Here is a 24,567-nt window from a genome sequence, read left to right as displayed (position 1 = left end):
CCACCACATGGAGCGCCCATGGCTCGCTGCCCTTCCTTCCCCCCGAACACCCGCCTTGCCTCTTTGAGGTCCTTGAGGGCGGCCCATCCCCTGGCCCTGGCGGCCGCTGCCCTGGCGGCCAGCGTCGGCGCGCAGGCGCAGCAGCAGCAGCAGGCTCCGCGCAAGACCGAGCAGGACCTGCCCAAGGTGGTGAGCTCCGCCACCCGCCTGGAAACCTCGGAGGACGAGGTCGCGGCCAGCGTCACGACCCTGACGGCCAAGGACGTCGAGCGCAAGCAGGCCACCGATGTGAAGGACCTGCTGCGCCACGAGGTCGGCATCTCGGTGCGCTCGCAGCCGAACCGCAGCTCGGCCGCCTTCTCGCCCACGGGCCGGGGCGGCAACGAGGGCATCAACATCCGCGGCCTGGAAGGCAACCAGGTGCTGCTGCAGACCGACGGCGTGCGCCTGCCGATGATCTACAGCAGCGGGCCGGTGGCGGCCGGCCGCGGCGACTACATCGACGTCGAGGCCTTCAAGCAGGTGGAGATCCTGCGCGGCTCGGCCTCGACCTCCTACGGCAGCGACGGCCTGGCCGGCGCCGTGAGCTTCGCGACCAAGGACCCGGTCGATCTGGTGCCCAAGGGCAAGAACTCGCAGGCCGCGCTGAAGCTGGGCTATTCCTCGATCGATGACTCCGCCACCCTGGTGCCCAGCTACGCCTTCCGTGGCGAGCAGTTCGAGGCCATGCTGCTGGCCAGCCTGCGCCGCGGCCATGAGACCGACACGCGCGGCGACAACGAAGCGAAGAACCGCACCCGTACCGTCGGCAATCCGCAGGACATCGGGTCCAACTACCTGCTGGGCAAGCTGATCTACAAGCCCGATGCACGCCAGCGTTTCAAGCTCTCGCTGGAGCATATGGACCGCGACATCGACACCACGGTCTACACCCTGTTCCAGGACCCGTCCTATCTGACCACCACCCGCGTCGATGCCGCCGAGCGCATCAACCGCAGCTTGGCCAAGCTGGACTACGAGTTCGCCGACAGCAGCAGCCCCTTCTTCCAGCGCGCGCTGGCCAGTATCTACTGGCAGGAGGCCAAGAACCGCCAGCTGGGCTATGAGGAGCGCAGCAACACCACGGCCTGGAACAGCCGCTCGCGCGACGCCTACTACGCCGAGCGCATGGTTGGCGGCTCGGCCCAGTTCGAGACCTATCTGAACAGGCAGCGCATCGTCTACGGCGTCGATGCCTCGACCGCGCTGGTGTATTCGCTGAAGGACGGCGCCAACTACCTGAACGGCAAGCTGATCACGACCGGCAGCAATGCCTTCGTGGTCAACAAGAGTTTCCCCGACACCGACTACCGCCTGTTCGGCGCCTTCATCCAGGATGAGATCACGCTGGGCCGCTTCAGCGTGACCCCGGGCCTGCGGCTGGACCGTTTCGAGCTGGATCCGCGCAAGGGCGACCCGCTCTACACGATCAACAACAAGACCGAGCCGGCCAAGCTCAGCGACCAGGAGCTCTCGCCCAAGCTGGGTGTGGTCTGGACCTACACGCCGATGCTGCGCCTGTTCGGCCAGTACTCGCACGGATTCCGCGCGCCCACGCCCGCCCAGGTCAACGGCGGCGTGACCAACCTGAGCGCCTCCACGCCCTACCGCTCGATCGGCAACGCGAACCTGAAGCCCGAGGTCAGCGACTCCTTCGAACTGGGCCTGCGCGGCCGCAGCGACCAGCTGCGCTACAGCGCCAGCCTGTTCAAGGGCCGCTACAAGGACTTCATCGCCTCCAACGTCGACGTGACGGCCACCACCGCCGTGCCGCTGGAGCCGGGCATGCCGGCCGCCACCAAGACCTTCCAGTCGGTCAATCTGAGCAAGGCCACGATCCAGGGCTTCGAGCTGTCCGGCGCCTGGATGTTCCTGCCCAACTGGACCGTCAGCGCCAGCTATGCCCACACCAAGGGTGACAGCGAGGCGGCCGACGGCAGCAAGACCGCGCTGGACACGATCGATCCCGACAAGGGCGTGCTGGGCCTGCGCTACGAACAGGCCGGTGTCTGGGGCGCCGAACTGACGGTCACCGGCATGAAGAGCCAGCGCCGCAACCCGAATCCGGCCGCCAACTACACGCCCAAGGGCTTCGTGGTCGGCGATGTTTCCGCTTGGTACGAGATCGGCAAGCAGTGGATGCTCAATGTCGGCGTCAGCAATATCGGCGACGTGAAGTACACGCTGTGGTCGGATGTGCGCGCCATCGCGCCGACGGCGGTGGCCCTGGACGCCTACACCCAGCCGGGCCGGAACATCAGCGCCAGCCTGCGCTACCAGTTCTGAGCTCGCACACAGGCTCCGGAAGGAGCCTGTGGCTAGCGAAGGCCGGCACGCGATACACGCGGGCCGGCTGAGTCCACTCCCTAGCCAGCCAGCCGCGCCGCTCCTGCGGCGCCAGCATCCGATGCGAACCCTGTTTTTTCTCCTTCTCCTCGCGAGCCTGACGCTGCTGAGCGGCGCCGGCGCGGCGGCCACGCCGGCCAAGCCGCCCACCGTGCTCTTCATCGCCGCCAGCCCGGTGGCGCCGGGCAAGTTCGTCACCCTGGCCAAGGCGGCCGAGCCGCTGGGGCTGCGCATCGAGGCGCGCTTCGCCGAGAAGCTCGGCCCCGACGTGGACGCGAAGCTGTGGGCCGGCGCCGATCTGGTGCTGATCGACGCACCGCGCCAGCACATCGAAGACGATGTGCGCCGGCGCCTGGGCGCCGCGCTGCCGGCGCTTGCGCCCAAGCCGCAGGTCTGGCTGCCGACCGCCGCACCCAGGAGCGCCAATGTGCCGGAGGCCTTCGCCAAGCGGCTGCACGCCTACTACGTGAACGGCGGTCGCTCGAACATGGACGCCTTCCTGCACGCGCTGAAAAGCCAGCTCGCGGGCAACCAGGACTGGGCCAGGCTGCCCGAGCCGATCGTCTTCCCGCCCGCCGCGCTGTACCACCCGAAGCTGCCGTCCATCGTCCTACCGACGCCCGCGGCCTTCCTGAAATGGCGCGGCCTGAATCTCGATGCCCCGGGCGATCCGGCCAGGCGCCCGCCGGTGATCGGCATCGCCTTCCACCAGCAGAGCATCTCGGCCGAGCAGACGGCCTTCCTCGACGACCTGATCGCGCGCATCGAAAAAGACGGCGGTGCGATTGCCTGGCCCTTCTACAGCCCGGTGCTGGATGCCGACTCGATCCGCCGCATGGTGCTGCTGGACGGCAGGCCAGACGGCAACCCCCTGGTCGACGTGCTGATCAACACCCAGATCACCCTGGCCCCCGAGGCGCGTCGCCAGGAATTCGAGGCCATGGGCATTCCGGTGATCCAGGCCATGGCCTACCGCCGCGGCGACGCGGCCGAATGGGCCGCCGACCCGCAGGGCGTGCAGCTGCTGGACGTGCCCTTCTACCTGGCCCAGGCCGAGTACGCCGGCATCACCGACATCCAGATCGCCGCCGCCACGCGCAAGGGCGGCGAGCAGGTCGAACCGATCGCCGCGCAGAGCGCCGCGGTGGTTCATAAGGCGCTGAACCTCGCGAAGCTGCAGCGCAAGGCCGCGGCGGATCGCCGTGTCGCGGTGTTCTTCTGGAACTACCCCGCCGGCGAGAAGAACCTCAGCGCTTCCTTCATGAATCTGCCGAAGAGCTTCGTTGCGACCCTGGCCGCGCTGCAGGCCGCCGGCTACCGCACCGAGCCGCAGGACGAGAAGCCGCTGACCCTCTTGCTGCAGCGCCTCCTGAAGCCGGCCTACGAGCCGCCGGAGAACCAGGCCGTGCTGCGCGAGCTGCTGCGCGACGGCCTGGCCGGGCGCCTGACGCTCTCCGACTACAAGCGCTGGTTGGCGGCGCTGCCGCCCGCGGTGCAGGCGCAGATGCGCGAGTCCTGGGGCGAGCCCGAGAAGTCCTCGATGCTGTTGAATCAAGGCGGCGAGCGCTTCTTCGTGATCCCGCGCCTGCAGCTGGGCAATATCACCCTGCTGCCGCAGCCCGGCCGCGGCGAGAGAGGTGGCGGCGACAAGGAGCGTGCGCTGTACCACTCGACCAGCGCCGCGCCCTCGCATTACTACATGGCCACCTATCTGTGGGCGCGCCAGGCCTTCGGCGCCGATGCGCTGGTGCATTACGGCACCCATGGCAGCCAGGAATGGCTGCCGGGCAAGGAGCGCGGCCTCTCGGCCTCGCACGACTACCCGATGCTGGCGGTCGGCGACGTGCCGGTCGTCTACCCCTATATCGTCGACAACGTCGGCGAGGCCACGCAGGCGCGCCGCCGCGGCCGTGCCACCATCATCAGCCACCAGACGCCCCCGTTCGCGCCGGCCGGCCTGCATGCCGCGCTGACCGAGATCCACGACCTCTTGCACCAATGGCTGGCGCAGGAGGAGGGCGGCGTGAAGGACAAGATCCGGGCCGAGTTCCTGGCCAAGGTGAGGAAGGAGCGCATCCCGGCCGACCTGGGCTGGAGCGAGGCGCGCATCGCCGCCGAGTTCCCGGCCTTCGTCACCGAGGTGCACGACCATTTGCACGAGCTGGCGCGCAGCGCCCAGCCGCTGGGCCTGCATACCTTCGGCCAGGGGCCGGAGGAGCAACTGCGCGTCGCCACCGTGTTGATGATGATGGGCCACGAGTTCTGGGAAGGCATGGCCGGCCCCGACGAGGAGGCCGACGAGATGCTGGTCGGCGACTGGAAGAAGCTGGCCGAGTCCTCGCCCTTCCGCAAGCTGCAGGCGATCCTGCGTGGCGACAAGAGCCAGGATGCCGCCGTCGCCAAAATGCCCGAGGCGACCCGCGCCAAGGTCGCGAAGGCGCGCGAGTGGTATGAGGCCCTGAGCGGCCAAAGTGAGATGCAGGGCCTCTTGAACGCGCTGGCCGGCCGCTACATCCCGACCAGCTACGGCGGCGACCCGATCAAGAACCCCGACACCCTGCCGACCGGCCGCAATCTCTACGGCTTCGACCCCTCGCGCGTGCCGACCAAGGCCGCCTGGGAGGCCGGCAAGGAGGCGATGGACAAGCTGATCGCCGCGCACCAGGCCAAGAATGGTGGCAAGCCGCCGAAGAAGCTGACCTTCACCTTGTGGTCGGTCGAGACCATGCGCCATTTCGGCCTCTTGGAGGCGCAGGCCCTGTGGGCGCTGGGCGTCGAGCCGGTCTGGGACGCCGGCGGCCGCGTCAGCGACGTGAAGCTGATCCCGCGCGGGCAACTGGGCCGGCCGAGGATCGACATCGTGCTCTCGGCCACGGGCCTGTACCGCGACCATTTCCCAAATGTGATGCGCCAGCTGGCCAAGGCCGCGAAGCTGGCCGCGGAAGCCAAGGAAGCGGACAACCCGGTCGCCGCGAATGCGCAGCGCATCGAGCAGCAGCTGCTCGCGCGCGGCGTCGATGCCGCGGCCGCCGAGCGCGCCGGCCAGACGCGCATCTTCTCGTCCGAGACCGGCCGCTACGGCACCGGCCTGGACGATGCGGCGCTGGCCACCGACACCTGGAAGACGCAAGCCGAGGGCGACCGCAAGCTGGCCGAGCTGTACCTCTCACGCATGCAGTTCGCCTACGGGCCGGACGAGGCCGAGTGGGGCAGCAGGGGCGTGGCGGGGCAGGGCGGCAAGGCCGGGCAGCTCAACCTCTATGCCGAGCATCTGCGCGGCACCGAGGGCGCGGTGCTGGCGCGCAGCTCCAACCTCTATGGCATGCTGACCACCGACGATCCCTTCCAGTACCTGGGCGGCATTGCGCTGGCGGTGCGCCAGCTGGACGGCAGGGCGCCGGAGCTCTACATCTCCAATCTGCGTGCGACCGGGGCGGGGGGCGGCGCCAGGGTCGAGGGCGCGGCTCAGTTCCTGGCCAAGGAGCTGGCGACGCGCAACTTCCATCCCGGCTATATCGAGGGCCTGATGAAGGAGGGCTACGCCGGCACCCTGCAGGTGCTGGACGGCATCAACAACTTCGCCGGCTGGCAGTCGGTGGCGCGCGAGATCGTGCGCGACGACCAGTGGCAGGAGTTCATGGACGTCTATGTGCGCGACAAGCACCAGCTGGGGCTGAAGCGCTGGTTCGAGGGCCACAACCCGCATGCGCTGGCGCAGAGCATAGCCCGCATGCTGGAGGCCGCGCGCCAGGGCCAATGGAAGACAGCGGATGCGCAGAGCGTCGCCGAACTGAAGCAGCGCTGGCGCGAGCTGGCGCGGCGCTACGACGTGAAGACCGACAACCAGGCCTTCAACCGGTTCGTCGAGGCCGGCTATGGCCCGAATGTCGCGCCGCCGCAGGTCACGGCTGCCGCCCGGGCGCAGGCCGCTCAACAGCAGCAGCCCATGGCCGAACCGCCGCCCCCGCCGCCCATCCAGGGCATGAAGCTGGAGAAGGTGGCGCAGCGGGCGCTGCCCGCGCTCGTGCAGGGCTCCACGCTGGCCGCCCTGGGCGTGCTGCTGCTGGCCATGCTGGGCGGCGGCTGGCGCGCCTGGCGCAGCGATGACGCCGCGGCCCGCCGTCTCCTTTCTCCCTCTCTCTGATCCACGGAACCCCGAACGCCATGTCTTCCTTTCTCGAACACAGCATGTACCTGGTGGCCCAGCTCTTCCTGCTGCCCACCCTGGCCCTGATCGCCATCCTCTTCCTCTACGCCTTCTGGGTGCTGGGCGCCTTCGCGGTGCAGGCCGTGCGGCGGCGCGACGGCCAAAGCGGCCGCCCGCTGCTGGCCGCGCACCGCGCCGCCGGCCCGCAGGGCCTGTCGGAGGACGAGCTGGACCTGCGGGCACACAAGCTGATGGAGGGCGCGCGCATCGCCAGCCGCGTCACGCCGATGCTGGGCCTGGTCGCGACGATGATCCCGATGGGGCCGGCCCTGCGTTCGCTGTCCGACGGCAATCTGGCCGCCGTCTCGCAGAACCTGACCGTGGCCTTCTCGGCCGTGATCCTGGCGCTGATCGCCGCGTCGATCACCTTCTGGGTGGTGAACGTGCGCCGCCGCTGGCTGGCCGAGGAGATGCTACATATCGGCAAGCTGCGCACCGAGACTGTGAGCCCCCAAGCGACGGCTGCGCCGTCGCTGCCCCCCGAGGGGGTGCGGCCGCTCGGGAGCGGCCCTTCGCTGGCCGCGGGAGCCTGAGTCATGGCGCTGAAGCTGCTGCACGAGGCCGAGACCGACGACCCGATCCTGTCGGTGGTCAACCTGATCGACATCTTCCTGGTCGTGATCGCCGCGCTGCTGATCACGGTGGCGCAGAACCCGATGATCAATCCCTTCAACGGCAAGCAGGACGTGACCGTGATCACCGATCCCGGCAAGCCGAACATGGAGATCACGGTCAAGAAGGGCGAGAAGATCGAGCGCTACAAGTCCAGCGGTTCGATGGGCAGCGGCGACGGCGAGAAGGCCGGTGTCGCCTACCGCATGAAGGACGGCTCCATCATCTATGTGCCGGAGGGGGCGCAATGAGCAAAAAGAGTCTGAGTTTCCCGATCGCCGCGCTGGCGCTGACCGGCTGTGCCCAGCTTCCGCTGAGCGAGGGCGAGCGCATTGTCGAGGTCGCCACCGGCCGCGAGCTCGGCCGCGCCGAGTTGCTGCAAAAGCTGCGCGAGAGCGACTATGTGCTGCTGGGCGAGCAGCACGACAACGCCTTGCACCACCAGCGCCGCGGCGAGCTGCTGCGGGATCTGGGCGCCGGCGCGCCGGTGGTGGCCGAGCATCTGACCCGTGGCCTGCGCGTGCCGGAGGCGGGGCCTGAGCTGCTGCCGCGCCTGGAGGCCGCCGGCTTCGACGCCGAGGGCTGGCGCTGGCCGCTGCACGAGCCGCTGTTCGCCGCCGCGGCCGCGCCCGGCCACATGCTGCTGGGCGGCAACCTGCCGCGCGAGCTGGCGCGCCAGGTGGCCCGCCAGGGCGAGGCCGCGCTGCCCGCCGAGCTGAAGGCCGTGACGACGCCCGCACCGCTGGACGATGCGGCCCGCGCGGCGCTGGACGCCGATCTGGTACAGGGCCATTGCGGCATGCTGGGCGGCGAACGCCTGGTCGGCATGCGCTGGGCCCAGCGCGCGCGCGATGCGGCGATGTGGCTGAGCCTGCACGAGGTGGCCACCGCGGCCAGACCCGCCGTGCTGCTGGCTGGCAACGGCCATGTGCGGCTGGACTATGGCGTGCCGCAGCTGGCGCGCCAGGCCCAGCCCGGTGCCAGGCTGGTCAGCGTCGGCTTCGTCGATGCCGCCGGCAAGGTGCAGGGCGCGCCCTACAGCTATGTCTGGCTCACGCCCGCGCCGGCCGGCCGCGGCGATCCCTGCGAGGGGATGAAGCAGATGATGCAGCAGCAACAGCAGCAGCAGGCGGCGCCGGCGCCCAAGCCCTAACCGCCTGCTAAGCCGCCTCCGGGCCGAGCGGCAGCGGGCGGCTGAGCTGTCGCCCCTCCCGCAGATGCACGACCTGACCCTGCGGGATCGCCACCCAGGCCTCGGCGTCGTCGCCCAGCGGTTCCGAGGCCACCGCCCAGCCGCCGCGCTGGGGCTTCAGGTAGAGCGAGGGTGCGCCCGCGTCGCTGGCCCAGCGGAAGGCCCAGACCTGCTGGCCGTCGGCCAGCGCCGCGGCAAAGCGCAGCGGCTCCTCGATGCCGCGCTCGCGCATCGCGGCCAGGGTCTCGGCCAGCACCGCGCGCACCGCCTCCTCGGCGTCCGCGCCGGCCTGCATCCGAGCGACGATCAGCAGGAACAGCAGCTCGGAGTCGGTGGCGCCGCGGCGCTGCTCGTACAGCGCGTCCGGCAACCGCGCCTCCAGCACGCGGCGCAGCCGCGCATAGCCGCCGATTTGGCCGTTGTGGATGAAGAGCCAGCGGCCGTGGCGGAAGGGGTGGCAGTTCTGGCGCGCGATGCCGCCACCGGTGGCGGCCCGCACATGGGCGAAGAACAGGCCCGAGCGCACCTGGGCGCACAGCGACAGCAGGTTCTCGTCCGACCAGGCCGGCATCACCTCGTGATAGACGCCCGGCGTCTCGCGCTCGCCGTACCAGCCCAGGCCGAAGCCATCGCCCTGGGTCGCGCATTGCGCCTCCAGCGCGCGCAGCGACTGGCGCAGCAGCGAGTGCCTGGGCTTGCACACCAGGTCCTCCAGATAGATCGGCTCGCCCAGATAGGCCAGGAATCTGCACATCGCCCGGGATCCTTCCGTGGCCACGCCGGGCCGCTATGCTGTGCCGCCATGACGACCGCTGCCGCCCCCCGCCATCTGCTCAAGGACTTGTCCGCCCCCGCCGCCGTGGCCGGCTTCGTCGCCGTGCTGGTGGGTTTCACCAGTTCGGTCGCAATCGTATTCCAGGCCGCCCAGGCGCTGGGCGCGACGCCGGCCCAGACCAGCTCCTGGATGTGGGCGCTGGGCCTGGGCATGGGCGTCACCAGCCTGGGCCTGTCGCTCTGGACCCGCCAGCCGGTGCTGACCGCCTGGAGCACGCCCGGCGCGGCCCTGCTGGCCGGCACGGCCGGCATCTCGATGCCCGAGGCGATCGGCGCCTTCCTGATCTGCGGCGCGCTGATCATGCTGTTCGGCGTGACACGCTGGTTCGAGCGCGTGATGGACCGCATCCCGCTGGCCGTGGCCTCGGCCCTCTTGGCCGGCGTGCTGGCGCGCTTCGGGCTGGACGCGGTGCTGACCGTCAGGAGCGCGCCGCTGATGGTGCTGTGCATGGCCGCGACCTATCTGTGCGCCAAGCGCCTCTTCCCGCGCTATGCGGTGCCTTGCGTGCTGCTGGCGGGCGTGGCTGTGGCGGCCGCGCAGGGGCGGCTGCGCCTGGGCGCCATGGACTGGGGCTGGGCGCTGCCGGTCTGGACCACGCCGAGCTTCAGCGTCGCGGCCCTGGTGGGCGTGGCGCTGCCGCTGTTCCTGGTCACCATGGCCTCGCAGAACCTGCCCGGCGTGGCGGCGCAGCGCGCCTCGGGCTACCAGACGCCGGTCTCGCCCGCCATCACGGTGACGGGCCTGGCCACCTTCGTGCTGGCACCCTTCGGCGGCTATGCCTTCAACCTGGCCGCGATCACGGCCGCGATCTGCATGGGCCGCGAGGCGCATGAGGATCCGGCCAGGCGCTACACCGCCGCGGTGATGGCCGGCCTGTTCTACATCGCCGTGGGCCTGGCCGGCGGCGCGGTGGTGGGCCTGCTGGCGGCCTTCCCGCGCGAGCTGGTGGCGGCGCTGGCGGGCCTGGCCCTGCTAGGCACGATCGCCGGGGGCCTGAGCGCCGCGCTGAAGGAGGAGCAGCACCGCGATGCCGCCATCCTGACCTTCCTGGTCACCTTGTCCGGCGTCAGCCTGCTGGGCATCGGCTCGGCCTTCTGGGGCGTGGTGGCGGGCAGCGTGGCGCTGCTGGTGGCGCGGCTGCGGACCTGATACGAGGCCCCGCGTCCAAGGAGTACCTTGGCCGGTCCCCCGAGGGGACGGCGATGTTCGCGGGGATTGCCCCACGAACATCGCCATGGCGGGCCGGCTTGGGGCGGCCCGGCGCTCGGCCCGCTGCCGCGCACGCGGAACGGAGCGCTGATATGGGGCCTGACCGATAATCCTCGCCCTACCGAACCCGAGGCTTGCCATGAAGAAGACGTTCCAACTCCAGATCGAAGGCAAGCATCCCGAGCGCCTGCTCGAGGCCATCAAGCACGAGATCCGCCAGTACCTGAAGCGCGAGCGCCGCAAGGCCCTGCCCGCGCAGATGGACTACTGGGACTTCGACTGCCGCTTCGGCCTCAGCGAGGAGCAGGCCGAGGTCATCCATGTCGGCGCCTTCATGGACCGCATCAACGAGGCCGCCGCCGCGGGCGCGCCGGCCTTCTACCTGGAACTGCTGGCCAGGCCGGCGCAGCGCCGCTTCGAGCCGCGCCCTCCTGCCGCTGCGGCCGGCGCGAACGAGCAGAACGAAGAAGAAACCTGAGCCGGGCGGCGCGACGCCAGTCGTGCAACACTGCGTGCCGTTGTTTTGTGAAGAAAGAAAGTGCGCCCGCCATGATCCTGCTCTTCGTCGCCGACCCGCTGGAGTCGTTCAAGACCTACAAGGACACCACGTTCTCGATGATGCGCGAGGCCGCCAAGCGCGGCCATCAGCTGTGGGCCTGCCATCCGGCCGACCTGGTCTGGCTGCGCGGGGGGAAGGTGACGGCGCGCGGCGCGCGGCGCATCGCGCTGACCGGCGATGAGCACGACTGGTTCAGGACCGAGGAGACCTTGGACCTGGTGCTGGCCGATGGCACCGACGCCGTTCTGATGCGCAAGGACCCGCCCTTCGACAGCGAGTTCTTCTACGCCACGCATCTGCTGAGCCAGGCCGAGCGCGAAGGTGCCCGGGTCTTCAACAAGCCGGCGGCGCTGCGCGACCATCCCGAGAAGCTGGCGATCATGGAGTTCCCGCAGTACATCGCGCCGACCCTGGTGACCCGCAGCGCCGACGCGATCAAGGCCTTCCATGCCGAGCACCGGGACATCATCCTGAAGCCGCTGGACGGCATGGGCGGCATGGGCATTTTCCGCGTCGGCCCCGATGCGCTGAACCTGGGCTCGATCACCGAGACCCTGAACAAGGGCGGCCGCGAGACCGTGATGGTGCAGCGCTACGTGCCCGAGATCGTCAAGGGCGACAAGCGCGTGCTGGTGATCGGCGGCGAGGTCGTGCCCTACTGCCTGGCGCGCATCCCGCAGGGCAGCGAGATCCGCGGCAACCTGGCGGCCGGCGGCAAGGGCGTGGCCCAGCCGATCAGCGCGCGCGACCGCGAGATCGCCGAGGGCGTGGCCAAGGTGCTGGCGCCGCGTGGCCTGCTGCTGCTGGGCCTGGACGTGATCGGCGACTGCCTGACCGAGATCAACGTCACCAGCCCGACCGGCTTCCAGGAGATCACGAACCAGAGCGGGGTGGACGTGGCGAAGCTGTTCGTCGATGCGCTGGAGCAAGAGGCGGCGGCAGCGGCTTGCTAGCGTTGCGCGGCCGGCGGCGGCACATTGCTCTCCCGCACGTAATAGTCCACGTCATCCTCGGCGCGGAAGACCTTGCGCAGCGCTTCATCCCCGCCTTCCCTGCCGCGCCGGTCGGACGCGACCAGCAGCTTGCCCGAGTCCGGGTATTCGCAGACCTCGATGTCCACAATGTTGGAGAGCGCCAGGTAGCGCAGCTCCGTCGTGCCGGTGTTGATGATCTGGTGCGCCACCTCTGGGCCGCCGGTGGGGCAGGCGATCACGTCGTGCGGGCGCAGCGGATAGCGCCGCTCGCCGAAGCGCAGCTCGCCCTCGCCCGCCAGGATCAGGAACATCTCCTCCTCGCCGTGGTGGTTGTGGAAGGGGCATTGCGCCTTGCCGGGCGGCAGCACCGTCAGGTTGTAGCCGAGCCGCCTGGCGCCGATGTGGGCGCCGATCCGGCCGCGCTTGGAGGTGAAGTAGCCGTTGTCCTCGATGTCGTCGTAGACGACCTCGTCGAGGTTCATCAGGGGCTTGATCGGATCGGGCATGGCGCTGCTCCTGGGGTTGAGGGATGGCCGGGCCGTCGTCAGCCCCGGACCGCCTGCTTGAACTGGACCACATTGCCCTCCGGATCCCAGCCGTCCAGCACCAGGCAGCCGCGCAGGCGCCAGGCCTGGCTGTCCGGCTTGAGGTACCCGCCGGTTGCCATGGTGGCGGCCCGCACGGCGTCGAGGCTGTCGACGGCGAAGACCGGCTTGATGGGCGTGTCCTCGCGCGGCTGCGGCGGCTCGGCGATCACGATCCCGGCCGCGTAGGCGGGCGGGATGGCATGGACCACGATCTCGACGCCATGGCCACGCAGCAGTTCATGGGAGGCCTCGGCCTCCACCGTGACGAGGCCGAGGGTCTGCCGGTAGAAGGCGCCGAGGCGCTGCAGGTCCTTGGCGAAGATCACCAGGCTTGTCGGCGGCAGGGGTGGGGTGGTGGTGTCGTCAGGCATGGATGCTCCCTTTGTAGCGGTGTTGCCGCCGGATCTCAACGCCGGCGCGCCAGGCAGGTCCACAGGAATGCGCGTCCGAAGCGTGGCGTGGCGGCCGCGGGTTCCGCCATCTCCGCCAGTTCCTCGATCTCGAAGCGGGGCGACCAGATGGCCCGCAGCTGCTCCTGGCTGTAGCCCAGCCCGCCGCCCAGGCTGCCCTGCGCGTAGACCTCGGCATCGCTGTAGCCGCTGCCGGCCTCGGGCTTGAAGCAGACCAGGCCGAACAGGCCGCCGGGCTTCAGCAGCGCGGCGACGCGCCCGACATACTGCTGGCGGCGGTACGGCGCGATGTGGTGGAAGCAGCCGGAGTCGTAGACGAGGTCGGCCAGCACGCCATCGCCGGGCTCGAAGTCCAGCACCGAGCCCTGGACGAGCCGGATGCGCGCGGCGACCGCCTGCCCGCTGGCCGCGATGCGCTCGCTGGCCCAGGCGAGCGCGGAGGTTGACTGGTCGACGGCCTGCACCGCGAAGCCCTGGCGGGCCAGGTAGAGCGCGTTGCGCGCATGGCCGCAGCCCAGATCCAGCGCCAGGCCGGGCGCGGCGATCCGGCCCGCTTCGACCCAGCGCGCGAGGCTCTCGTCCGGATGCTCGGTGAAGAAGGGGCAGGGCTTGGCGCGGTCCTCGTAGAAGCCGGCCCAGCGGCCGCTCTCGTGCGCAGCCAGCCGCGCGTCCAGCGCGTCGAGATCTTCGGGGGACAACGGTGCGGCGAAATTCATCGTCATGCCGCATGCTGCCGGCCCGGTCGCGCCGGCGCCACGCGGCAAACCCTTCGCCCCTCGGAGGGGCTCATTCGGCCGCTTGCACCTCCCGCCGGGCCTCCCGCTGCACCTGCCGCACGAAGGCGTCGATCTCGGCCAGGGAGCGCAGGTGATGCACGCGCTTGCTGGCCCGGGTCGCCGGCTCGGCCACCAGCGCGCGGTACTTCGGCGCCAGGTGCTTCTCGCACAGCCATAGCACGCGGTAGCCGGTGAGCGTGCTGCGTATCATCGGGCTGCCCTCGGGCCAGCCCTCCGGCGTCGCGAACAGCAAGCCCTTGAACAGGCGTTTGGTGACCCAGAGGAAATGTCGCGGCAGCGGCAGGTCCACATAGACCAGGGTGTCGGCCGCGGCGAAGCGCTCCCAGGAGGAACTGGTGCAGCCGTAGCCGTCGATGATCCAGGCCTCCTGGCGCAGCAGCTCCGCATGGGCCCGCAGATAGTCCTCGTGCGGGATATGGCCGCCGCCGGGGCGGTACTGGAGGATGTCCAGCGGGTGCAGCGGCAGGCCCGTCAAGGTCGACAGCCGCTTGGCCAGCGTCGACTTGCCACCGCCGGTGTTGCCGAAGACGGCGATCCTTTTCATCATGCCTCGCCCCTGTCATTCGCTATGCTCATCGCGCGTTTCCGTCATCGCGATGCCGATGCGCAAGCATGTCAGGCGCCGCGCCGGAATGCCATCCACAGGAACGACGAGTCGGCCGCAGCAGGCAGGCAGGAGGCCCTTGATGAAACTTGAGCCGGTCGAGATCACCCGCCACAAGCTCGCCGAACTGCTTGTGCTGGACGCCGGCGAGGTGGTGATGCGCCTCGGCCTCAGTCCGTCCGCACAAAGCGCAGCGGGCCCCTGACCGTCCTGTGTCGCAGTGCCGTGGCCTGCGACGCCAGCGCGGCGGCGGCCTCGTCCGACGCCAGCGTGCCGGCGATCAGCGCGGCCAGCTCGGGCATCTCCGCCGGCGTGAAGCCCAGCCGCACGATCTCCGGCACGCCCAGGCGCAGGCCGTTGACCTCGCCCGCGATGGCGGGCACGCGCGCCAGCGGCAGGCCGATGCCGCAGCTCAGCAGCCGGGCCCGGGCCAGACGCCTGGCCGCGGCCTGTCCGCCGCCCCAGGGCGCGGCCTCGATGGCCAGCTGGTGCGAATCGGTGCCGCCGCGTTCGCGCGCAAACACCGGCAGGCCTTGCGCGATCAGCTCGGCGGCCAGGGCGCGCGCGCAGACCTGCATGGCCCGACCGTAGGCGGCGCCATGCGCCCGCCAGTCCAGCAGGCTCAGCGCCAGCGCCGCGGTCTTGCCGGCGTCGAAGTTGGCGGTCAGGCCCGGGTAGGCGATCGCGTCCAGCCGCTCGGCCAGCCCGGCGTCGTTGGCCACGATCAGGCCGCCGGGCGGGCCGCCCAGGCTCTTGTAGGTGCTCATCGTCATCACCTGCGCACCCTGGTCCAGCGGATTGGCCCAGGTGCCGCCGGCGATCATGCCGCTCAGATGGGCGGCGTCGAACATCAGGGGGGCACCCACGCTGTCGGCGATCTCGCGCACCTGGGCCACCGGATGGGCAAACAGGTTCAGGCTGCCGCCCAGGGTGATCAGCTTCGGCCGCACCTCGGCGGCCAGGCGCGCCAGCGCCGGCACGTCGACGCTGTAGCCGTCGGCCTGCACCGGGGCCGGCACGGTGCGCAGGCCGTAGAGCCCGGCGGCGCCGGCGGCGTGGTGGGTGACATGGCCGCCGATCTCGGCCGGCGGCGCGATGATGGTGTCGCCCGGCCGGCAGCAGGCCATGAAGACATAGAGATTGGCCAGCGCGCCGGAGCCCACGCGCAGCTCGGCGAAGCGGGCGTTGAAGACGCGCGCCGCCAGCTCGGCCGCGATCACCTCGATGCGCTCGATCGCCTCCAACCCCATCTCGTACTTGTCGCCCGGATAGCCCAGCGAGGGCCGAGCGCCCAGTCCGGCGGCCAGCAGCGCCTCGGCGCGCGGGTTCATCACATTGGTGGCGGGGTTGAGGTTGATGCCTTCGACATCGTGGATGCGGTGGTTCTCGGCCACCAGGCGGTGGATCTCGGCATCCAGCGCGGCGGGCCGGTCCAGCGCGCGTGCGCCGGCGGCGATGGCCTGCACATGGGCCTCCACGGTGGCGGGAACCCAGGGGCGGGGCTGCAGCGTTGCGGTCATGGAATGGCTTTCTCGGTCAGGGTCAGGTCTTGATGCTGAGGCCGAGCCGGGCCGCGCTCAAGCAAGTTATTCTTGCCCTCAGGCCTAGGAAATCTAGGCCTGATCCGCCCTTCACCCCCTGTTGCCGATGGCCGTCCAACCGCCCAGCCCCCGCCTGCCGCCCTTCCTGGCGCTGCGCGCCTTCGAGGCCGCGGCGCGCCACCAGAGCTTCGCGCGCGCGGCCGAGGAGCTGTGCGTGACGCCGGCCGCCGTGGCCGCCCAGGTGAAGAGCCTGGAGCAGTGGCTGGGCCAGCCGCTGTTCGAGCGCCACAGCCAGGGTTTACGCCTGCGACCCCAGGCGGCCGAGGCACAGCCGGCCCTGGCCGCCGCGCTTGACCAGCTGGGCCTGGCGGTGCAGGGCCTGCGCAGCCTGGCCGGCGCGCAGCGCCTGCATGTGGCGGTGCTGCCGGCCCTGGCCCAGCTCTGGCTGGCGCCGCTGCTGCCGCTGCTGCGGCGCGAGCTGCCGGGGCTGGAGCTGTCGCTCAGCGCGCTGGAGCTGCCGCCCAATTTCACCCGCGAGGCCTACGACCTGGCGCTGTTCTATGCGCCGTCCCTGCCCAGGGGCTGCCAGCGCATCGTGCTGGCCCGCGACGCGCTGCTGCCGGTCTGCAGCCCGGCCCTGCTGGCGCCGGACGGCGGTGCGCCCGAGCTGGCCGGCACGACCCTGCTGCACGACAGCGTCTGGTCGCAGGACTGGGCGCGCTGGCTGAAGGCGGCCGGGCGCGGTGATGTCGCGGCCGGCGCCGGGCCGAGCTTCTCGCTATACAGCCTGGCCCTGCAGGCGGCGCTGGCGGGGCAGGGCGTGCTGATGGGGCGCGAACGGCTGGTGGCGCCGCTGCTGGCCGAGGGCAGGCTGGTCGCACCCTGGCCGCTGCGCCTGCCGCTGCCGGAGAGCATCGACCTGATGCTGCCCTGGCCGCGCGCCGGGCATGAGCCGACCCTCGCACTGGTGCGGGCGCTGCAGCGCCTGGGCGGCGGCGCGCCATGCGAAGATGATCCGCCACAGACAACATCCCGCAGTTAGGAAGGAAGCCCCATGATCAAGACCCGTGCCGCGGTGGCCTGGAAGGCCGGCGCCCCGCTGACCATCGAGGAAGTGCAGCTGGACGGCCCGCGCGCCGGCGAGGTGCTGGTCGAGGTCAAGGCCACCGGCATCTGCCACACCGACTACTACACGCTCTCGGGCGCCGACCCCGAAGGCATCTTCCCGGCGATCCTGGGTCACGAGGGCGCGGGCGTGGTGCTGGAGGTGGGCGAGGGCGTCACCTGGCTGAAGCCCGGCGATCATGTGATCCCGCTGTACACGCCGGAATGCCGCCAGTGCAAGTTCTGCCTGTCGCGCAAGACCAATCTCTGCCAGGCGATCCGCAGCACCCAGGGCAAGGGCCTGATGCCGGACGGCAGCGCGCGCTTCTCGATCGACGGCAAGCCGATCTTCCATTACATGGGCACCTCCACCTTCGCGAACCACATCGTGGTGCCGGGTATCGCGCTGGCCAAGATCCGTGAGGACGCGCCCTTCGACAAGGTCTGCTACATCGGTTGCGGCGTCACCACCGGCGTCGGCGCCGTGCTGTTCACCGCCAAGGTGGAGGCGGGCGCCAATGTCGTGGTGTTCGGCCTGGGCGGCATCGGCCTGAACGTGATCCAGGGCGCCAAGATGGTGGGCGCCGACAAGATCATCGGCGTCGACCTCAACCCCAAGCGCGAGGCCCTTGCGCGCCGGTTCGGCATGACCCACTTCGTCAACCCGAAGGACGTGCCGAACCTGGTCGACCATATCGTGCAGCTGACCGATGGCGGCGCCGACTACAGCTTCGAGTGCATCGGCAACACCAAGGTCATGCGCGATGCGCTGGAGTGCACGCACAAGGGCTGGGGGCGCTCGATCATCATCGGCGTGGCCGAGGCCGGCGCCGAGATCAGCACGCGGCCCTTCCAGCTGGTGACCGGCCGCAAATGGGAGGGCTCGGCCTTCGGCGGCGCGCGCGGCCGCACCGACGTACCCAAGATCGTCGACTGGTACATGGACGGCAAGCTGAACATCGACGACCTGATCACCCACAAGCTGAAGCTGGAGCAGATCAACGAGGGCTTCGAGCTGATGAAGCGCGGCGACTCGATCCGTTCCGTCGTGGAGTTCTGATGGAGTTGCTGTCCGAGCATGGCTCGTTCGGCGGTGCGCAGCGCTTCTACAGACATGCGTCCGCCGAGATCGGCCTGCCCATGCGCTTCGCGCTGTTTCTGCCACCCAAGCCCCGGGCGCTGCTGGTCTGGCTCGCCGGACTGACCTGCACCGAGGAGACCTTCACGATGAAGGCGGGCGCGCAGCGCCTGGCCGCCGAGCTGGGCCTGGCCTTGCTGATGCCCGACACCAGTCCGCGCGGCGCCGATTTGCCCCGTGCGGTGCCGGGCGAGAGCGAGAGCTGGGACTTCGGCGTGGCGGCAAGCTTCTATCTGGACGCCACGCAGCAACCCTGGGCCCGGCATTGGCGCATGGAGAGCTACCTGCTGAAGGAGCTGCTGCCCCAGGTGCGGCGCGAGTGCGGCTTCGAACAAGCCGCGCGTACCGGCATCTTCGGCCATTCGATGGGCGGCCATGGGGCGCTGACCCTGGCGCTGCGCCATCCGGGCGCCTTCGCCTCGGTCTCGGCCTTCGCGCCGATCGCCGCGCCGACGCAATGCTCCTGGGGCCACAAGGCCTTCGCCGGCTATCTGGGCGGGGACCGCCAGGCCTGGGCCGCGCATGATGCCAGCGCGCTGATGCGGGCGCAGACCCGCGCGCCCTATCCGGGCGGCATCCTGGTCGACCAGGGCCTGGCCGACAAGTTCCTGGCCGAGCAGCTGCACCCCGAGGCCTTCGAGGCCGCCTGCGCTGCGGCGCACCAGCCGCTGACCCTGCGCCGCCATCAGGGATATGACCATGGCTACTATTTCATCGCCAGCTTCGTCGACGATCACCTGCGCCATCATGCGGCGCAGCTGCTGAAGCCCTAGCCTTCGCCATCATCATCATGCGCATCGCCCTGGTCTCCGACATCCACGGCAACCTGGCCGCGCTGGAGGCCGTCGTGGCCGATATCCGGCGCCGCGGTGTCGACCGGATCGTCAACCTGGGCGACAGCCTCTCCGGCCCGCTGCTGCCGCTGGAAACGGCGCAGTACCTGATGGCCGAAGGTTGGCCAACGCTGGCCGGCAACCACGAGCGCCAGGTCCTCGAGATCGGCCCCGAGCGCCCCGGCGCGCTAGCGGACGCCTATGCGCGCGCCCAGCTGGGCGCGGCCGAGCTGGACTGGCTGCGCAGCCTGCCGCCGACCCTGCGGCTGACGGACGAGGTCTTCCTATGCCATGGCACGCCGCGCAGCGATCTCGAATATTTCCTGGAGTCGGTGGCGGCACCCGCGGTGCGGGTGGCCAGCGCGGCCGAGGTGGCCGAGCGCCTGGCCGGCGAGACCGCGCCGGTGGTGGCCTGCGGCCATACCCATGTGCAGCGCAGCCTGCGCAGCCCCGCCGGGCAGCTGCTGCTGAACCCCGGCAGCGTCGGGCTGCAGGCCTATGACGACGATCATCCGGTCTTCCACCTGGTCGAGATGGGCTCCACCGACGCGCGCTACGCCATCATCGAACGCCGCCCCGAGGGCTGGCACAGCGAGCTGCTGGCCGTGCCCTACGACTTCCGCGCGATGGCCCGGCTGGCGCAGCAGCGCGGACGACCTGACTGGGAGCGCGCGCTGCTGAGCGGCTATATGGGTTGAGGCGGTCGCTCAGTCGGCTTCGTCCAGATTGCGCTTCACGCGCTGCAGCAGCGCCAGCAGCTGCGCGCGTTCCGCCGCCTGCAGGCCCGTGACCGCCTTGGCCGACAGGCGCTCGGCCTGCTGGCGCAGGCTGGCCAGCACCGCCCGGCCGGCCGCGGTCAGGCTCAGGCGCACCTGGCGGCGGTCGGCCGCGTCGGCGCTGCCGTCCAGCAGGCCGCGCTCGCGCAGGCCCTTGATCAGGCGCGCCAGCTGGGCCTTGTCGCGGCCGGTGTCGCCGGCCAGCTCGCTCTGGGTCGCGCCCGGGTGGCGGCCGAAATAGCCCAGCACCTTGCTCTCCATATGCGTGATGTCGTGCGGCCCGTCGCGCAGCACCTGGTACTGCTGCGAGCGGTACTGGTGCATCACCCGGTGCACCAGCTCCAGCACATCGTCCGGCTCCGGGCGCGGCTCGGCCTTGGCGGGTAAATGGTTGACATTGTCCATCGATTTGCGCATGATGGGTGATATTGTCAACCATATCGGGAGCTCACGAGCATGTCCGGACCAAAACAGGGCAGCCGCGTCCAGCGCGTGCGCCACGAGATCAAGCGGCGCGAGCTGCTGGTCAAGCGCGTCGATGCCCTCAGCCCGCATGTGCGGGCCATTACCCTCACCGGCGAGGACCTGCCCGGCTTCCTCAGCCCCTCGTTCGACGACCACATCAAGCTCTTCCTCGACCCCGCGGTCGAGGGAGCGGAGCCGGCGCGCCGCGACTACACGCCGCGCCGCTATGACGCCGCTGCCAACGAGCTGACGCTGGAGTTCGCGCTGCATGGCGACGGCCCCGCCGCCGGCTGGGCGGCGCGGGCCGCGCCGGGCCAGCGGCTGACGATCGCCGGCCCGCGCGGCTCCTTCATCATCCCGACCGACTACGCCTGGCATCTGCTGGTCGGCGACGAGACCGCGCTGCCGGCGATCGCGCGTCGCCTGGAGGAGCTGCCCGCCGGCGCCCGCGCCCTCGTCGTGCTGAACCTGCCGGAGGTGGCCGATCGCCGCGCGCTGGCCAGCGCCGCCGAGGTGCAGCTGCACTGGGTGGCCAGCGATGCCGAGCTGATCGCCGCGGTGCGCGCGCTGGCGCTGCCGGCGGGCGAGGGCTATGCCTGGTGCGCCGGCGAGGCCGCCGCGATGGCCGCGCTGCGCAGGCTGCTGGTGGAGGAAAAGGGCCATGACCGCCATGCGATCCGCGCCGCCGCCTACTGGAAGCGCGGCGCCAGCGCGCATCATGAGAACCTTGAAGACCCGAGCTGAGGCCTGCCATGTCGAATCGCTACCTGCCGCTGAACGACGAGCTCTACCGTTATGTGCTGGCGCATTCGCTGCGCGAGCATCCGGCCCAGGCGGCGCTGCGCGAGGCCACGCGCACGCACCGCTATGCCGGCATGCAGATCGCGCCGGAACAGGGCGCGCTGATGGCCCTGCTGGTGCGGCTGATCGGCGCGCGCCGCGCCATCGAGATCGGCGTGTTCACCGGCTACAGCGCGCTGTCGGTGGCGCTGGCCCTGCCGGACGACGGCGAGCTGCTGGCCTGCGACATCAGCGAGGAGTACACCCGCATCGGCCGGCCCTTCTGGGAACAGGCCGGCGTGGCGCACAAGATCGATCTGCGGCTGGCGCCGGCGCAGCAGACCCTGGACGCTCGCCTGGCGGCGGGCGCGGCCGGGCATTACGACTTCGCCTTCATCGACGCCGACAAGGTGAGCTACGACGCCTACTACGAACGCTGCCTGCGGCTGCTGCGTCCCGGCGGCCTGATCGCGGTGGACAACACCCTGTGGGGCGGCGCGGTGGCGCGGCCGGCCGAGTCGGACGACACCCGGGCCCTGCAGGCCTTCAATCGCAAACTGCATGCGGACACCCGCGTCGACATGGTGCTGCTGCCCTTCAGCGACGGGCTGAGCCTGGCGCGCAAGCGCTGAGCGAAGCCACGCTTCAGCCCGCCAGCTGGTGGTGGCCGGCCGCGGCCTTGTAGTGCCTGACATAGGCGTCGACCTCGGCCGGATCGATCACATCCTCCAGCCGCGCGAAGCCGTCCGGTGCGCGCTCCTCCACCATGTCCAGGATCGCGTCCAGCCCCTCCTGGCGGTTCATCTCGACGATGCGCGCGCACAGCGGCCGGCGCTCGTTCTCGTAGGCATCGAGCGCCGCCGGCAGGTCGCTTGCGGCCGCCAGCGCCGCGGCCAGAGCCCGGGCGTCGAGGATGGCCTGGGTGGCGCCGTTCGAGCCGATCGGGTACATCGGATGCGCCGCGTCGCCCAGCAGGGTGATGCGTTCGCCCTGGCGCCAGCGCGGCAGCGGGTCGCGGTCCACCATCGGCCATTCCAGCAGCTGGGTCGCGCCGCCGATCAGCCCGGGCACGTCCAGCCACTCGAAGCGCCAGCCGCCAAAGGTCGGCAGCAGGTCGTCCAGGCTGCCGGGCTTGCTCCAGTCCTCGCGGCCGGGCGCGGCCAGGCCGCCGCCGATGCCGTCCTCGCGCAGGCGCCGGTCGCAGATCCAGTTGATCAGCTGCAGCCCGTCGCCGGCGCGCGGCGGCGCGATCGGGTAGACGACGAACTTGGCGCGCCGATGCCCGGCCTGCACCATGGTGCGGCCGTCCAGGAAGGGGCGGGCCCAGGAGGTGCCGCGCCACATCATCATGCCGTTCCAGCGCGGCGCGCCCTCGTCGGGATGGAACTGGCGGCGGATCGCCGAATGGATGCCGTCGGCCGCGATCAGCAGCTCGGCGCGGCGCTCGGTGCGGCCGCCGTCGGCCGCTTCGATCTGCGCGACGACGCTGCCGGCCTCGTTGTGCGCGGCGACGACCCGTTCGCCGCAGCGCAGCCGCCCGGCGCCCAGCCGCGCCTCGGCCTCGCGCCACAGCAGGTTCTGCAGCTCGCCGCGATGGATGCTCAGCTGCGGATGGCTGTAGCCGCCGGCCAGGCCGCGCGCGTCGCGGTAGATGGTCTGGCCATGGCGGTTGGCGAACAGCAGGGCCGAGGTCTCGAGGCCAAGCGCGCGCAGCGCCGGCAGCAGTCCCAGTTCGTCCAGCACCGCCACCGCATGCGGCAGCAGGTTGATGCCCACGCCCAGCGGGCGGATCTGCGCGGCGGCCTCGCAGACCGTGACCCGGTGGCCGCGCGCGTGCAGCGCCAGCGCCGCCGTCAGTCCGCCGATGCCGCCGCCGGCGACCAGGATATCGAGTGCCATGGCTTGTCTCCTTGATTTTCATCAGGGTAAGCGAGATTGTTGCGCTATGCAACGATATCTATGCTGAAGGCATGACGAAGACGCCAATCACCGAGGCCGCGCCGCCGGAGGGCCTGCTGCTGCCGGTGCCGGGCCTGCGCTACGGCATGCTGGACGAGCTGCTGGGCTATGCGCTGCGGCGCGCGCAGAACGCGCTCTACCTGGATTTCTACCGCGCCACGGCCGGCGCCGACATCAGCCCGCAGCGCTTCGCCGCGCTGGTGCTGGTGGCCGAGAACCCCGGCATGCGCCAGGGCCTGCTGGCCCAGGCGATGGGGCTGCATCGCAGCGGCGCGCTGCGCCTGACCGACTGGCTGACGGCCCAGGGCTGGGTGGAGCGCCGCGACGACCCGGCCGATGCGCGCTCCTGGGGCCTGCATCTGACGGCCGCGGGCCGGCGCCGACTGGCCAGGCTGCAGCAGGCCGTGCTGGCGCATGACCGCGCCCTGGTGCAGGGCCTGGGCGAGCGCGGCTCCGGGCTGAAGGCCGATCTGGAGCGCCTGGCCTGGGTGGCGACGGCGGCGGCCCAGCCGCTGCCGCATCCCGGGTAGCGCCGGCCGGCACAAGAACGATAAGCGACAAAAGGAGACAGCGATGCAAAGACGAGCGTTCTCGGCGGCCCTGACCGCCCTGCTGGGCGGCCTGGCCGCGCGTGCGACCGCCCAGGCCGGCAATCTGCCGCGCATCCTGGTCGGCTTCCCGGCCGGCGGCTCGGTGGACACCAGCGCGCGCCGCGTGGCCGAGGCCTGGCGCGGCCGTATGGCCGAGTCGGTGCTGGTGGAGCAGAAGGTGGGCGCCGGCGGGCGCCTGGCCATCGTGGCGCTGAAGGATGCGCCGCCGGACGGCCAGACCCTGCTGCTGAGCCCCTCGTCGATGTTCACGATCTACCCGCATGCCTATCGCAAGCTGGCCTATCGACCCGATGCCGACGTGATCCCGGTGGCGCCGCTGGCCCATTCCACCTGCGGCTTCGGCGTCGGCCCGATGGTGCCGGCCGCGGTGAAGACGCTGGCCCAGTTCGTCGATTGGGCCAAGGCCAACCCGGGCAGCGCCGCCTATGCCTCGCCGGCCGCCGGTGCGATGCCGCATTTCCTGGGCAACCAGTTCGAGCGCGCCGCCGGCATCCGGCTGACCCATGTGCCGTATCGCGGCGCGGCGCCGGGCATGCAGGACCTGATGGGCGGCCAGATCGCCTCGGGCTGCTTCAGCATCGGCGACTTCCTGCCCCATCTGGCCTCGGGGCGCGTGCGCCTGCTGGGCGTCACCGACGGCAGGCGCTCGCGCTTCGCGCCCGACGCGCCGACCTTCGAGGAGCAGGGTTTCAAGGGGATCGACGGGGTCGAGACCTATGGCCTGTTCCTGCCCGTCAGGACGCCCACCGCCACCGTCGAGCGCATCGCCGACCTGGTGCGCGTGGCCCTGCGCGAGAGCGCGGTCACCGAGGGCCTGGCCAAGCTGGGCTTCGAGCCCCTGTTCCTGTCGCCCGGCGACTATGCGCGCCGGCTCGCGAAGGAGCGCGAGCAATGGGGGCCGATCGTGAAGGCCTCGGGGTTCTCGTCGGACGACTGAGCCAGCGCCGCCGCGCCGCCGCGGCGGCTTTGCGCTAGCCTCGCGGCGTGAA

The 24,567-nt window shown here is 70.9% G+C and carries 25 protein-coding genes; 17 read left to right on the top strand and 8 right to left on the bottom strand.

Annotated elements, in window-relative coordinates:
- Positions 1 to 63 precede the first annotated feature (63 nt).
- From AC07OQ_RS08000 to AC07OQ_RS07980, 5 genes are all read left to right on the top strand, one after another.
- On the top strand, positions 64 to 2,325 hold the full coding sequence (locus AC07OQ_RS08000) for a TonB-dependent hemoglobin/transferrin/lactoferrin family receptor (protein WP_495052573.1): 2,262 nt from the start codon (positions 64 to 66) through the stop codon (positions 2,323 to 2,325).
- A gap of 121 nt (positions 2,326 to 2,446) precedes the next feature.
- Complete coding sequence (gene cobN / locus AC07OQ_RS07995; RefSeq protein WP_495052572.1) at positions 2,447 to 6,529, top strand: cobaltochelatase subunit CobN; 4,083 nt, start codon at positions 2,447 to 2,449, stop codon at positions 6,527 to 6,529.
- Positions 6,530 to 6,549: 20 nt separating this feature from the next.
- The gene (locus AC07OQ_RS07990; RefSeq protein ID WP_495052571.1) at positions 6,550 to 7,125 is read left to right on the top strand and encodes a MotA/TolQ/ExbB proton channel family protein; all 576 of its coding nucleotides are present in this window, start codon (positions 6,550 to 6,552) and stop codon (positions 7,123 to 7,125) included.
- A 9-nt stretch (positions 7,126 to 7,134) separates the two neighbouring features.
- Positions 7,135 to 7,455 carry a DUF2149 domain-containing protein gene (locus AC07OQ_RS07985; RefSeq protein ID WP_495052608.1) on the top strand — a complete coding sequence of 107 codons (321 nt, stop codon included), beginning with the start codon at positions 7,135 to 7,137 and terminating at the stop codon, positions 7,453 to 7,455.
- The gene (locus tag AC07OQ_RS07980; protein ID WP_495052570.1) at positions 7,452 to 8,357 is read left to right on the top strand and encodes a ChaN family lipoprotein; all 906 of its coding nucleotides are present in this window, start codon (positions 7,452 to 7,454) and stop codon (positions 8,355 to 8,357) included. The genes AC07OQ_RS07985 and AC07OQ_RS07980 overlap by 4 nt, the downstream gene beginning before the upstream one ends.
- Positions 8,358 to 8,364: 7 nt before the next feature.
- Here AC07OQ_RS07980 and AC07OQ_RS07975 read toward each other — a convergent pair whose 3' ends face one another.
- Positions 8,365 to 9,150, bottom strand: a complete 786-nt coding sequence (locus AC07OQ_RS07975; RefSeq protein ID WP_495052569.1) for a class II glutamine amidotransferase — start codon at positions 9,148 to 9,150, stop codon at positions 8,365 to 8,367.
- Between the two features lie 48 nt (positions 9,151 to 9,198).
- Here AC07OQ_RS07975 and AC07OQ_RS07970 point away from each other — a divergent pair, with 48 nt between their 5' ends.
- The 3 genes from AC07OQ_RS07970 (at position 9,199) to gshB (ending at position 11,952) form a co-directional block, all read left to right on the top strand.
- Positions 9,199 to 10,380, top strand: a complete 1,182-nt coding sequence (locus AC07OQ_RS07970) for a benzoate/H(+) symporter BenE family transporter (RefSeq protein ID WP_495052568.1) — start codon at positions 9,199 to 9,201, stop codon at positions 10,378 to 10,380.
- Positions 10,381 to 10,579: 199 nt separating this feature from the next.
- Positions 10,580 to 10,918 carry a DUF6172 family protein gene (locus tag AC07OQ_RS07965; RefSeq protein ID WP_495052567.1) on the top strand — a complete coding sequence of 113 codons (339 nt, stop codon included), beginning with the start codon at positions 10,580 to 10,582 and terminating at the stop codon, positions 10,916 to 10,918.
- A 71-nt stretch (positions 10,919 to 10,989) separates the two neighbouring features.
- Positions 10,990 to 11,952 carry a glutathione synthase gene (gene gshB, locus AC07OQ_RS07960; RefSeq protein ID WP_495052566.1) on the top strand — a complete coding sequence of 321 codons (963 nt, stop codon included), beginning with the start codon at positions 10,990 to 10,992 and terminating at the stop codon, positions 11,950 to 11,952.
- On the opposite strand, the gene AC07OQ_RS07955 is transcribed toward gshB, so the two are convergent.
- From AC07OQ_RS07955 to AC07OQ_RS07940, 4 genes are all read right to left on the bottom strand, one after another.
- A complete protein-coding gene (locus AC07OQ_RS07955; RefSeq protein WP_495052565.1) occupies positions 11,949 to 12,479 on the bottom strand; it encodes a cupin domain-containing protein in 531 nt (176 codons plus the stop codon). The two genes, gshB and AC07OQ_RS07955, sit on opposite strands and share 4 nt — an antisense overlap.
- Positions 12,480 to 12,517: 38 nt before the next feature.
- Entirely contained in the window at positions 12,518 to 12,931 is a 414-nt protein-coding gene (locus tag AC07OQ_RS07950) for a VOC family protein (protein WP_495052564.1), read from the bottom strand.
- Between the two features lie 35 nt (positions 12,932 to 12,966).
- Positions 12,967 to 13,692: a class I SAM-dependent methyltransferase gene (locus AC07OQ_RS07945; RefSeq protein WP_495052563.1), complete on the bottom strand. Its 726-nt coding sequence runs from the start codon at positions 13,690 to 13,692 to the stop codon at positions 12,967 to 12,969.
- Between the two features lie 64 nt (positions 13,693 to 13,756).
- Entirely contained in the window at positions 13,757 to 14,314 is a 558-nt protein-coding gene (locus tag AC07OQ_RS07940) for a P-loop NTPase family protein (RefSeq protein WP_495052562.1), read from the bottom strand.
- Positions 14,315 to 14,453: 139 nt separating this feature from the next.
- On the opposite strand from AC07OQ_RS07940, the gene AC07OQ_RS07935 reads away from it, so the two are divergent.
- Positions 14,454 to 14,576, top strand: a complete 123-nt coding sequence (locus tag AC07OQ_RS07935) for a hypothetical protein (protein ID WP_495052561.1) — start codon at positions 14,454 to 14,456, stop codon at positions 14,574 to 14,576.
- Here the strand turns inward: AC07OQ_RS07935 and glyA are convergent.
- Positions 14,542 to 15,891, bottom strand: coding sequence for a serine hydroxymethyltransferase (gene glyA / locus AC07OQ_RS07930; protein WP_495052560.1), 1,350 nt, complete (start codon positions 15,889 to 15,891; stop codon positions 14,542 to 14,544). The two genes, AC07OQ_RS07935 and glyA, sit on opposite strands and share 35 nt — an antisense overlap.
- Before the next feature lie 127 nt (positions 15,892 to 16,018).
- Between glyA and AC07OQ_RS07925 the strand changes: the two genes are divergently transcribed.
- From AC07OQ_RS07925 to AC07OQ_RS07910, 4 genes are read left to right on the top strand one after another with little or no spacing between them, the layout of a single operon-like run.
- Positions 16,019 to 16,954 carry a LysR substrate-binding domain-containing protein gene (locus AC07OQ_RS07925; RefSeq protein ID WP_495052559.1) on the top strand — a complete coding sequence of 312 codons (936 nt, stop codon included), beginning with the start codon at positions 16,019 to 16,021 and terminating at the stop codon, positions 16,952 to 16,954.
- Between the two features lie 15 nt (positions 16,955 to 16,969).
- Positions 16,970 to 18,076: an S-(hydroxymethyl)glutathione dehydrogenase/class III alcohol dehydrogenase gene (locus AC07OQ_RS07920; protein ID WP_495052607.1), complete on the top strand. Its 1,107-nt coding sequence runs from the start codon at positions 16,970 to 16,972 to the stop codon at positions 18,074 to 18,076.
- Entirely contained in the window at positions 18,076 to 18,927 is an 852-nt protein-coding gene (gene fghA / locus AC07OQ_RS07915; protein ID WP_495052558.1) for an S-formylglutathione hydrolase, read from the top strand. The genes AC07OQ_RS07920 and fghA overlap by 1 nt, the downstream gene beginning before the upstream one ends.
- 17 nt (positions 18,928 to 18,944) lie before the next feature.
- Complete coding sequence (locus AC07OQ_RS07910; RefSeq protein WP_495052557.1) at positions 18,945 to 19,685, top strand: metallophosphoesterase family protein; 741 nt, start codon at positions 18,945 to 18,947, stop codon at positions 19,683 to 19,685.
- A gap of 9 nt (positions 19,686 to 19,694) precedes the next feature.
- On the opposite strand, the gene AC07OQ_RS07905 is transcribed toward AC07OQ_RS07910, so the two are convergent.
- Positions 19,695 to 20,180, bottom strand: coding sequence for a MarR family winged helix-turn-helix transcriptional regulator (locus AC07OQ_RS07905; RefSeq protein ID WP_495052556.1), 486 nt, complete (start codon positions 20,178 to 20,180; stop codon positions 19,695 to 19,697).
- A gap of 39 nt (positions 20,181 to 20,219) precedes the next feature.
- On the opposite strand from AC07OQ_RS07905, the gene AC07OQ_RS07900 reads away from it, so the two are divergent.
- Both AC07OQ_RS07900 and AC07OQ_RS07895 read left to right on the top strand, forming a co-directional pair.
- Positions 20,220 to 20,972: a siderophore-interacting protein gene (locus AC07OQ_RS07900; protein ID WP_495052555.1), complete on the top strand. Its 753-nt coding sequence runs from the start codon at positions 20,220 to 20,222 to the stop codon at positions 20,970 to 20,972.
- Positions 20,973 to 20,980: 8 nt separating this feature from the next.
- Positions 20,981 to 21,640 carry a class I SAM-dependent methyltransferase gene (locus AC07OQ_RS07895; protein ID WP_495052554.1) on the top strand — a complete coding sequence of 220 codons (660 nt, stop codon included), beginning with the start codon at positions 20,981 to 20,983 and terminating at the stop codon, positions 21,638 to 21,640.
- Positions 21,641 to 21,653: 13 nt separating this feature from the next.
- Here AC07OQ_RS07895 and AC07OQ_RS07890 read toward each other — a convergent pair whose 3' ends face one another.
- Entirely contained in the window at positions 21,654 to 22,907 is a 1,254-nt protein-coding gene (locus AC07OQ_RS07890; RefSeq protein ID WP_495052553.1) for a flavin-dependent oxidoreductase, read from the bottom strand.
- A gap of 71 nt (positions 22,908 to 22,978) precedes the next feature.
- Between AC07OQ_RS07890 and AC07OQ_RS07885 the strand changes: the two genes are divergently transcribed.
- Together AC07OQ_RS07885 and AC07OQ_RS07880 are read left to right on the top strand one after the other, a co-directional pair.
- Entirely contained in the window at positions 22,979 to 23,497 is a 519-nt protein-coding gene (locus AC07OQ_RS07885; protein WP_495052552.1) for a MarR family winged helix-turn-helix transcriptional regulator, read from the top strand.
- A 43-nt stretch (positions 23,498 to 23,540) separates the two neighbouring features.
- On the top strand, positions 23,541 to 24,515 hold the full coding sequence (locus tag AC07OQ_RS07880) for a tripartite tricarboxylate transporter substrate-binding protein (RefSeq protein ID WP_495052551.1): 975 nt from the start codon (positions 23,541 to 23,543) through the stop codon (positions 24,513 to 24,515).
- The last annotated feature ends 52 nt before the right edge of the window (positions 24,516 to 24,567 follow it).

This window comes from Roseateles sp. GW821-FHT09B06, from assembly GCF_059418245.1.
Note: the sequence above shows the minus strand (reverse complement) of the source record. Positions and strands in the feature narration are given on the sequence as shown.

What these genes read in the sequence shown, in the direction of transcription:
- AC07OQ_RS07925 (WP_495052559.1), top strand. Translation starts at nt 16,019, where the DNA reads ATGGCCGTCCAACCGCCCAGCCCCCGCCTGCCGCCCTTCCTGGCGCTG.
- AC07OQ_RS07900 (WP_495052555.1), top strand. Translation starts at nt 20,220, where the DNA reads ATGTCCGGACCAAAACAGGGCAGCCGCGTCCAGCGCGTGCGCCACGAG.
- AC07OQ_RS07895 (WP_495052554.1), top strand. Translation starts at nt 20,981, where the DNA reads ATGTCGAATCGCTACCTGCCGCTGAACGACGAGCTCTACCGTTATGTG.
- AC07OQ_RS07885 (WP_495052552.1), top strand. Translation starts at nt 22,979, where the DNA reads ATGACGAAGACGCCAATCACCGAGGCCGCGCCGCCGGAGGGCCTGCTG.
- AC07OQ_RS07880 (WP_495052551.1), top strand. Translation starts at nt 23,541, where the DNA reads ATGCAAAGACGAGCGTTCTCGGCGGCCCTGACCGCCCTGCTGGGCGGC.
- glyA (WP_495052560.1), bottom strand. Translation starts at nt 15,891, where the DNA reads ATGACCGCAACGCTGCAGCCCCGCCCCTGGGTTCCCGCCACCGTGGAG.
- gshB (WP_495052566.1), top strand. Translation starts at nt 10,990, where the DNA reads ATGATCCTGCTCTTCGTCGCCGACCCGCTGGAGTCGTTCAAGACCTAC.
- AC07OQ_RS07975 (WP_495052569.1), bottom strand. Translation starts at nt 9,150, where the DNA reads ATGTGCAGATTCCTGGCCTATCTGGGCGAGCCGATCTATCTGGAGGAC.
- AC07OQ_RS07940 (WP_495052562.1), bottom strand. Translation starts at nt 14,314, where the DNA reads ATGATGAAAAGGATCGCCGTCTTCGGCAACACCGGCGGTGGCAAGTCG.
- AC07OQ_RS07980 (WP_495052570.1), top strand. Translation starts at nt 7,452, where the DNA reads ATGAGCAAAAAGAGTCTGAGTTTCCCGATCGCCGCGCTGGCGCTGACC.
- AC07OQ_RS07990 (WP_495052571.1), top strand. Translation starts at nt 6,550, where the DNA reads ATGTCTTCCTTTCTCGAACACAGCATGTACCTGGTGGCCCAGCTCTTC.
- cobN (WP_495052572.1), top strand. Translation starts at nt 2,447, where the DNA reads ATGCGAACCCTGTTTTTTCTCCTTCTCCTCGCGAGCCTGACGCTGCTG.
- AC07OQ_RS07890 (WP_495052553.1), bottom strand. Translation starts at nt 22,907, where the DNA reads ATGGCACTCGATATCCTGGTCGCCGGCGGCGGCATCGGCGGACTGACG.
- AC07OQ_RS07910 (WP_495052557.1), top strand. Translation starts at nt 18,945, where the DNA reads ATGCGCATCGCCCTGGTCTCCGACATCCACGGCAACCTGGCCGCGCTG.
- AC07OQ_RS07955 (WP_495052565.1), bottom strand. Translation starts at nt 12,479, where the DNA reads ATGCCCGATCCGATCAAGCCCCTGATGAACCTCGACGAGGTCGTCTAC.
- fghA (WP_495052558.1), top strand. Translation starts at nt 18,076, where the DNA reads ATGGAGTTGCTGTCCGAGCATGGCTCGTTCGGCGGTGCGCAGCGCTTC.
- AC07OQ_RS07950 (WP_495052564.1), bottom strand. Translation starts at nt 12,931, where the DNA reads ATGCCTGACGACACCACCACCCCACCCCTGCCGCCGACAAGCCTGGTG.
- AC07OQ_RS07905 (WP_495052556.1), bottom strand. Translation starts at nt 20,180, where the DNA reads ATGCGCAAATCGATGGACAATGTCAACCATTTACCCGCCAAGGCCGAG.
- AC07OQ_RS07970 (WP_495052568.1), top strand. Translation starts at nt 9,199, where the DNA reads ATGACGACCGCTGCCGCCCCCCGCCATCTGCTCAAGGACTTGTCCGCC.
- AC07OQ_RS07935 (WP_495052561.1), top strand. Translation starts at nt 14,454, where the DNA reads ATGAAACTTGAGCCGGTCGAGATCACCCGCCACAAGCTCGCCGAACTG.
- AC07OQ_RS07965 (WP_495052567.1), top strand. Translation starts at nt 10,580, where the DNA reads ATGAAGAAGACGTTCCAACTCCAGATCGAAGGCAAGCATCCCGAGCGC.
- AC07OQ_RS07945 (WP_495052563.1), bottom strand. Translation starts at nt 13,692, where the DNA reads ATGACGATGAATTTCGCCGCACCGTTGTCCCCCGAAGATCTCGACGCG.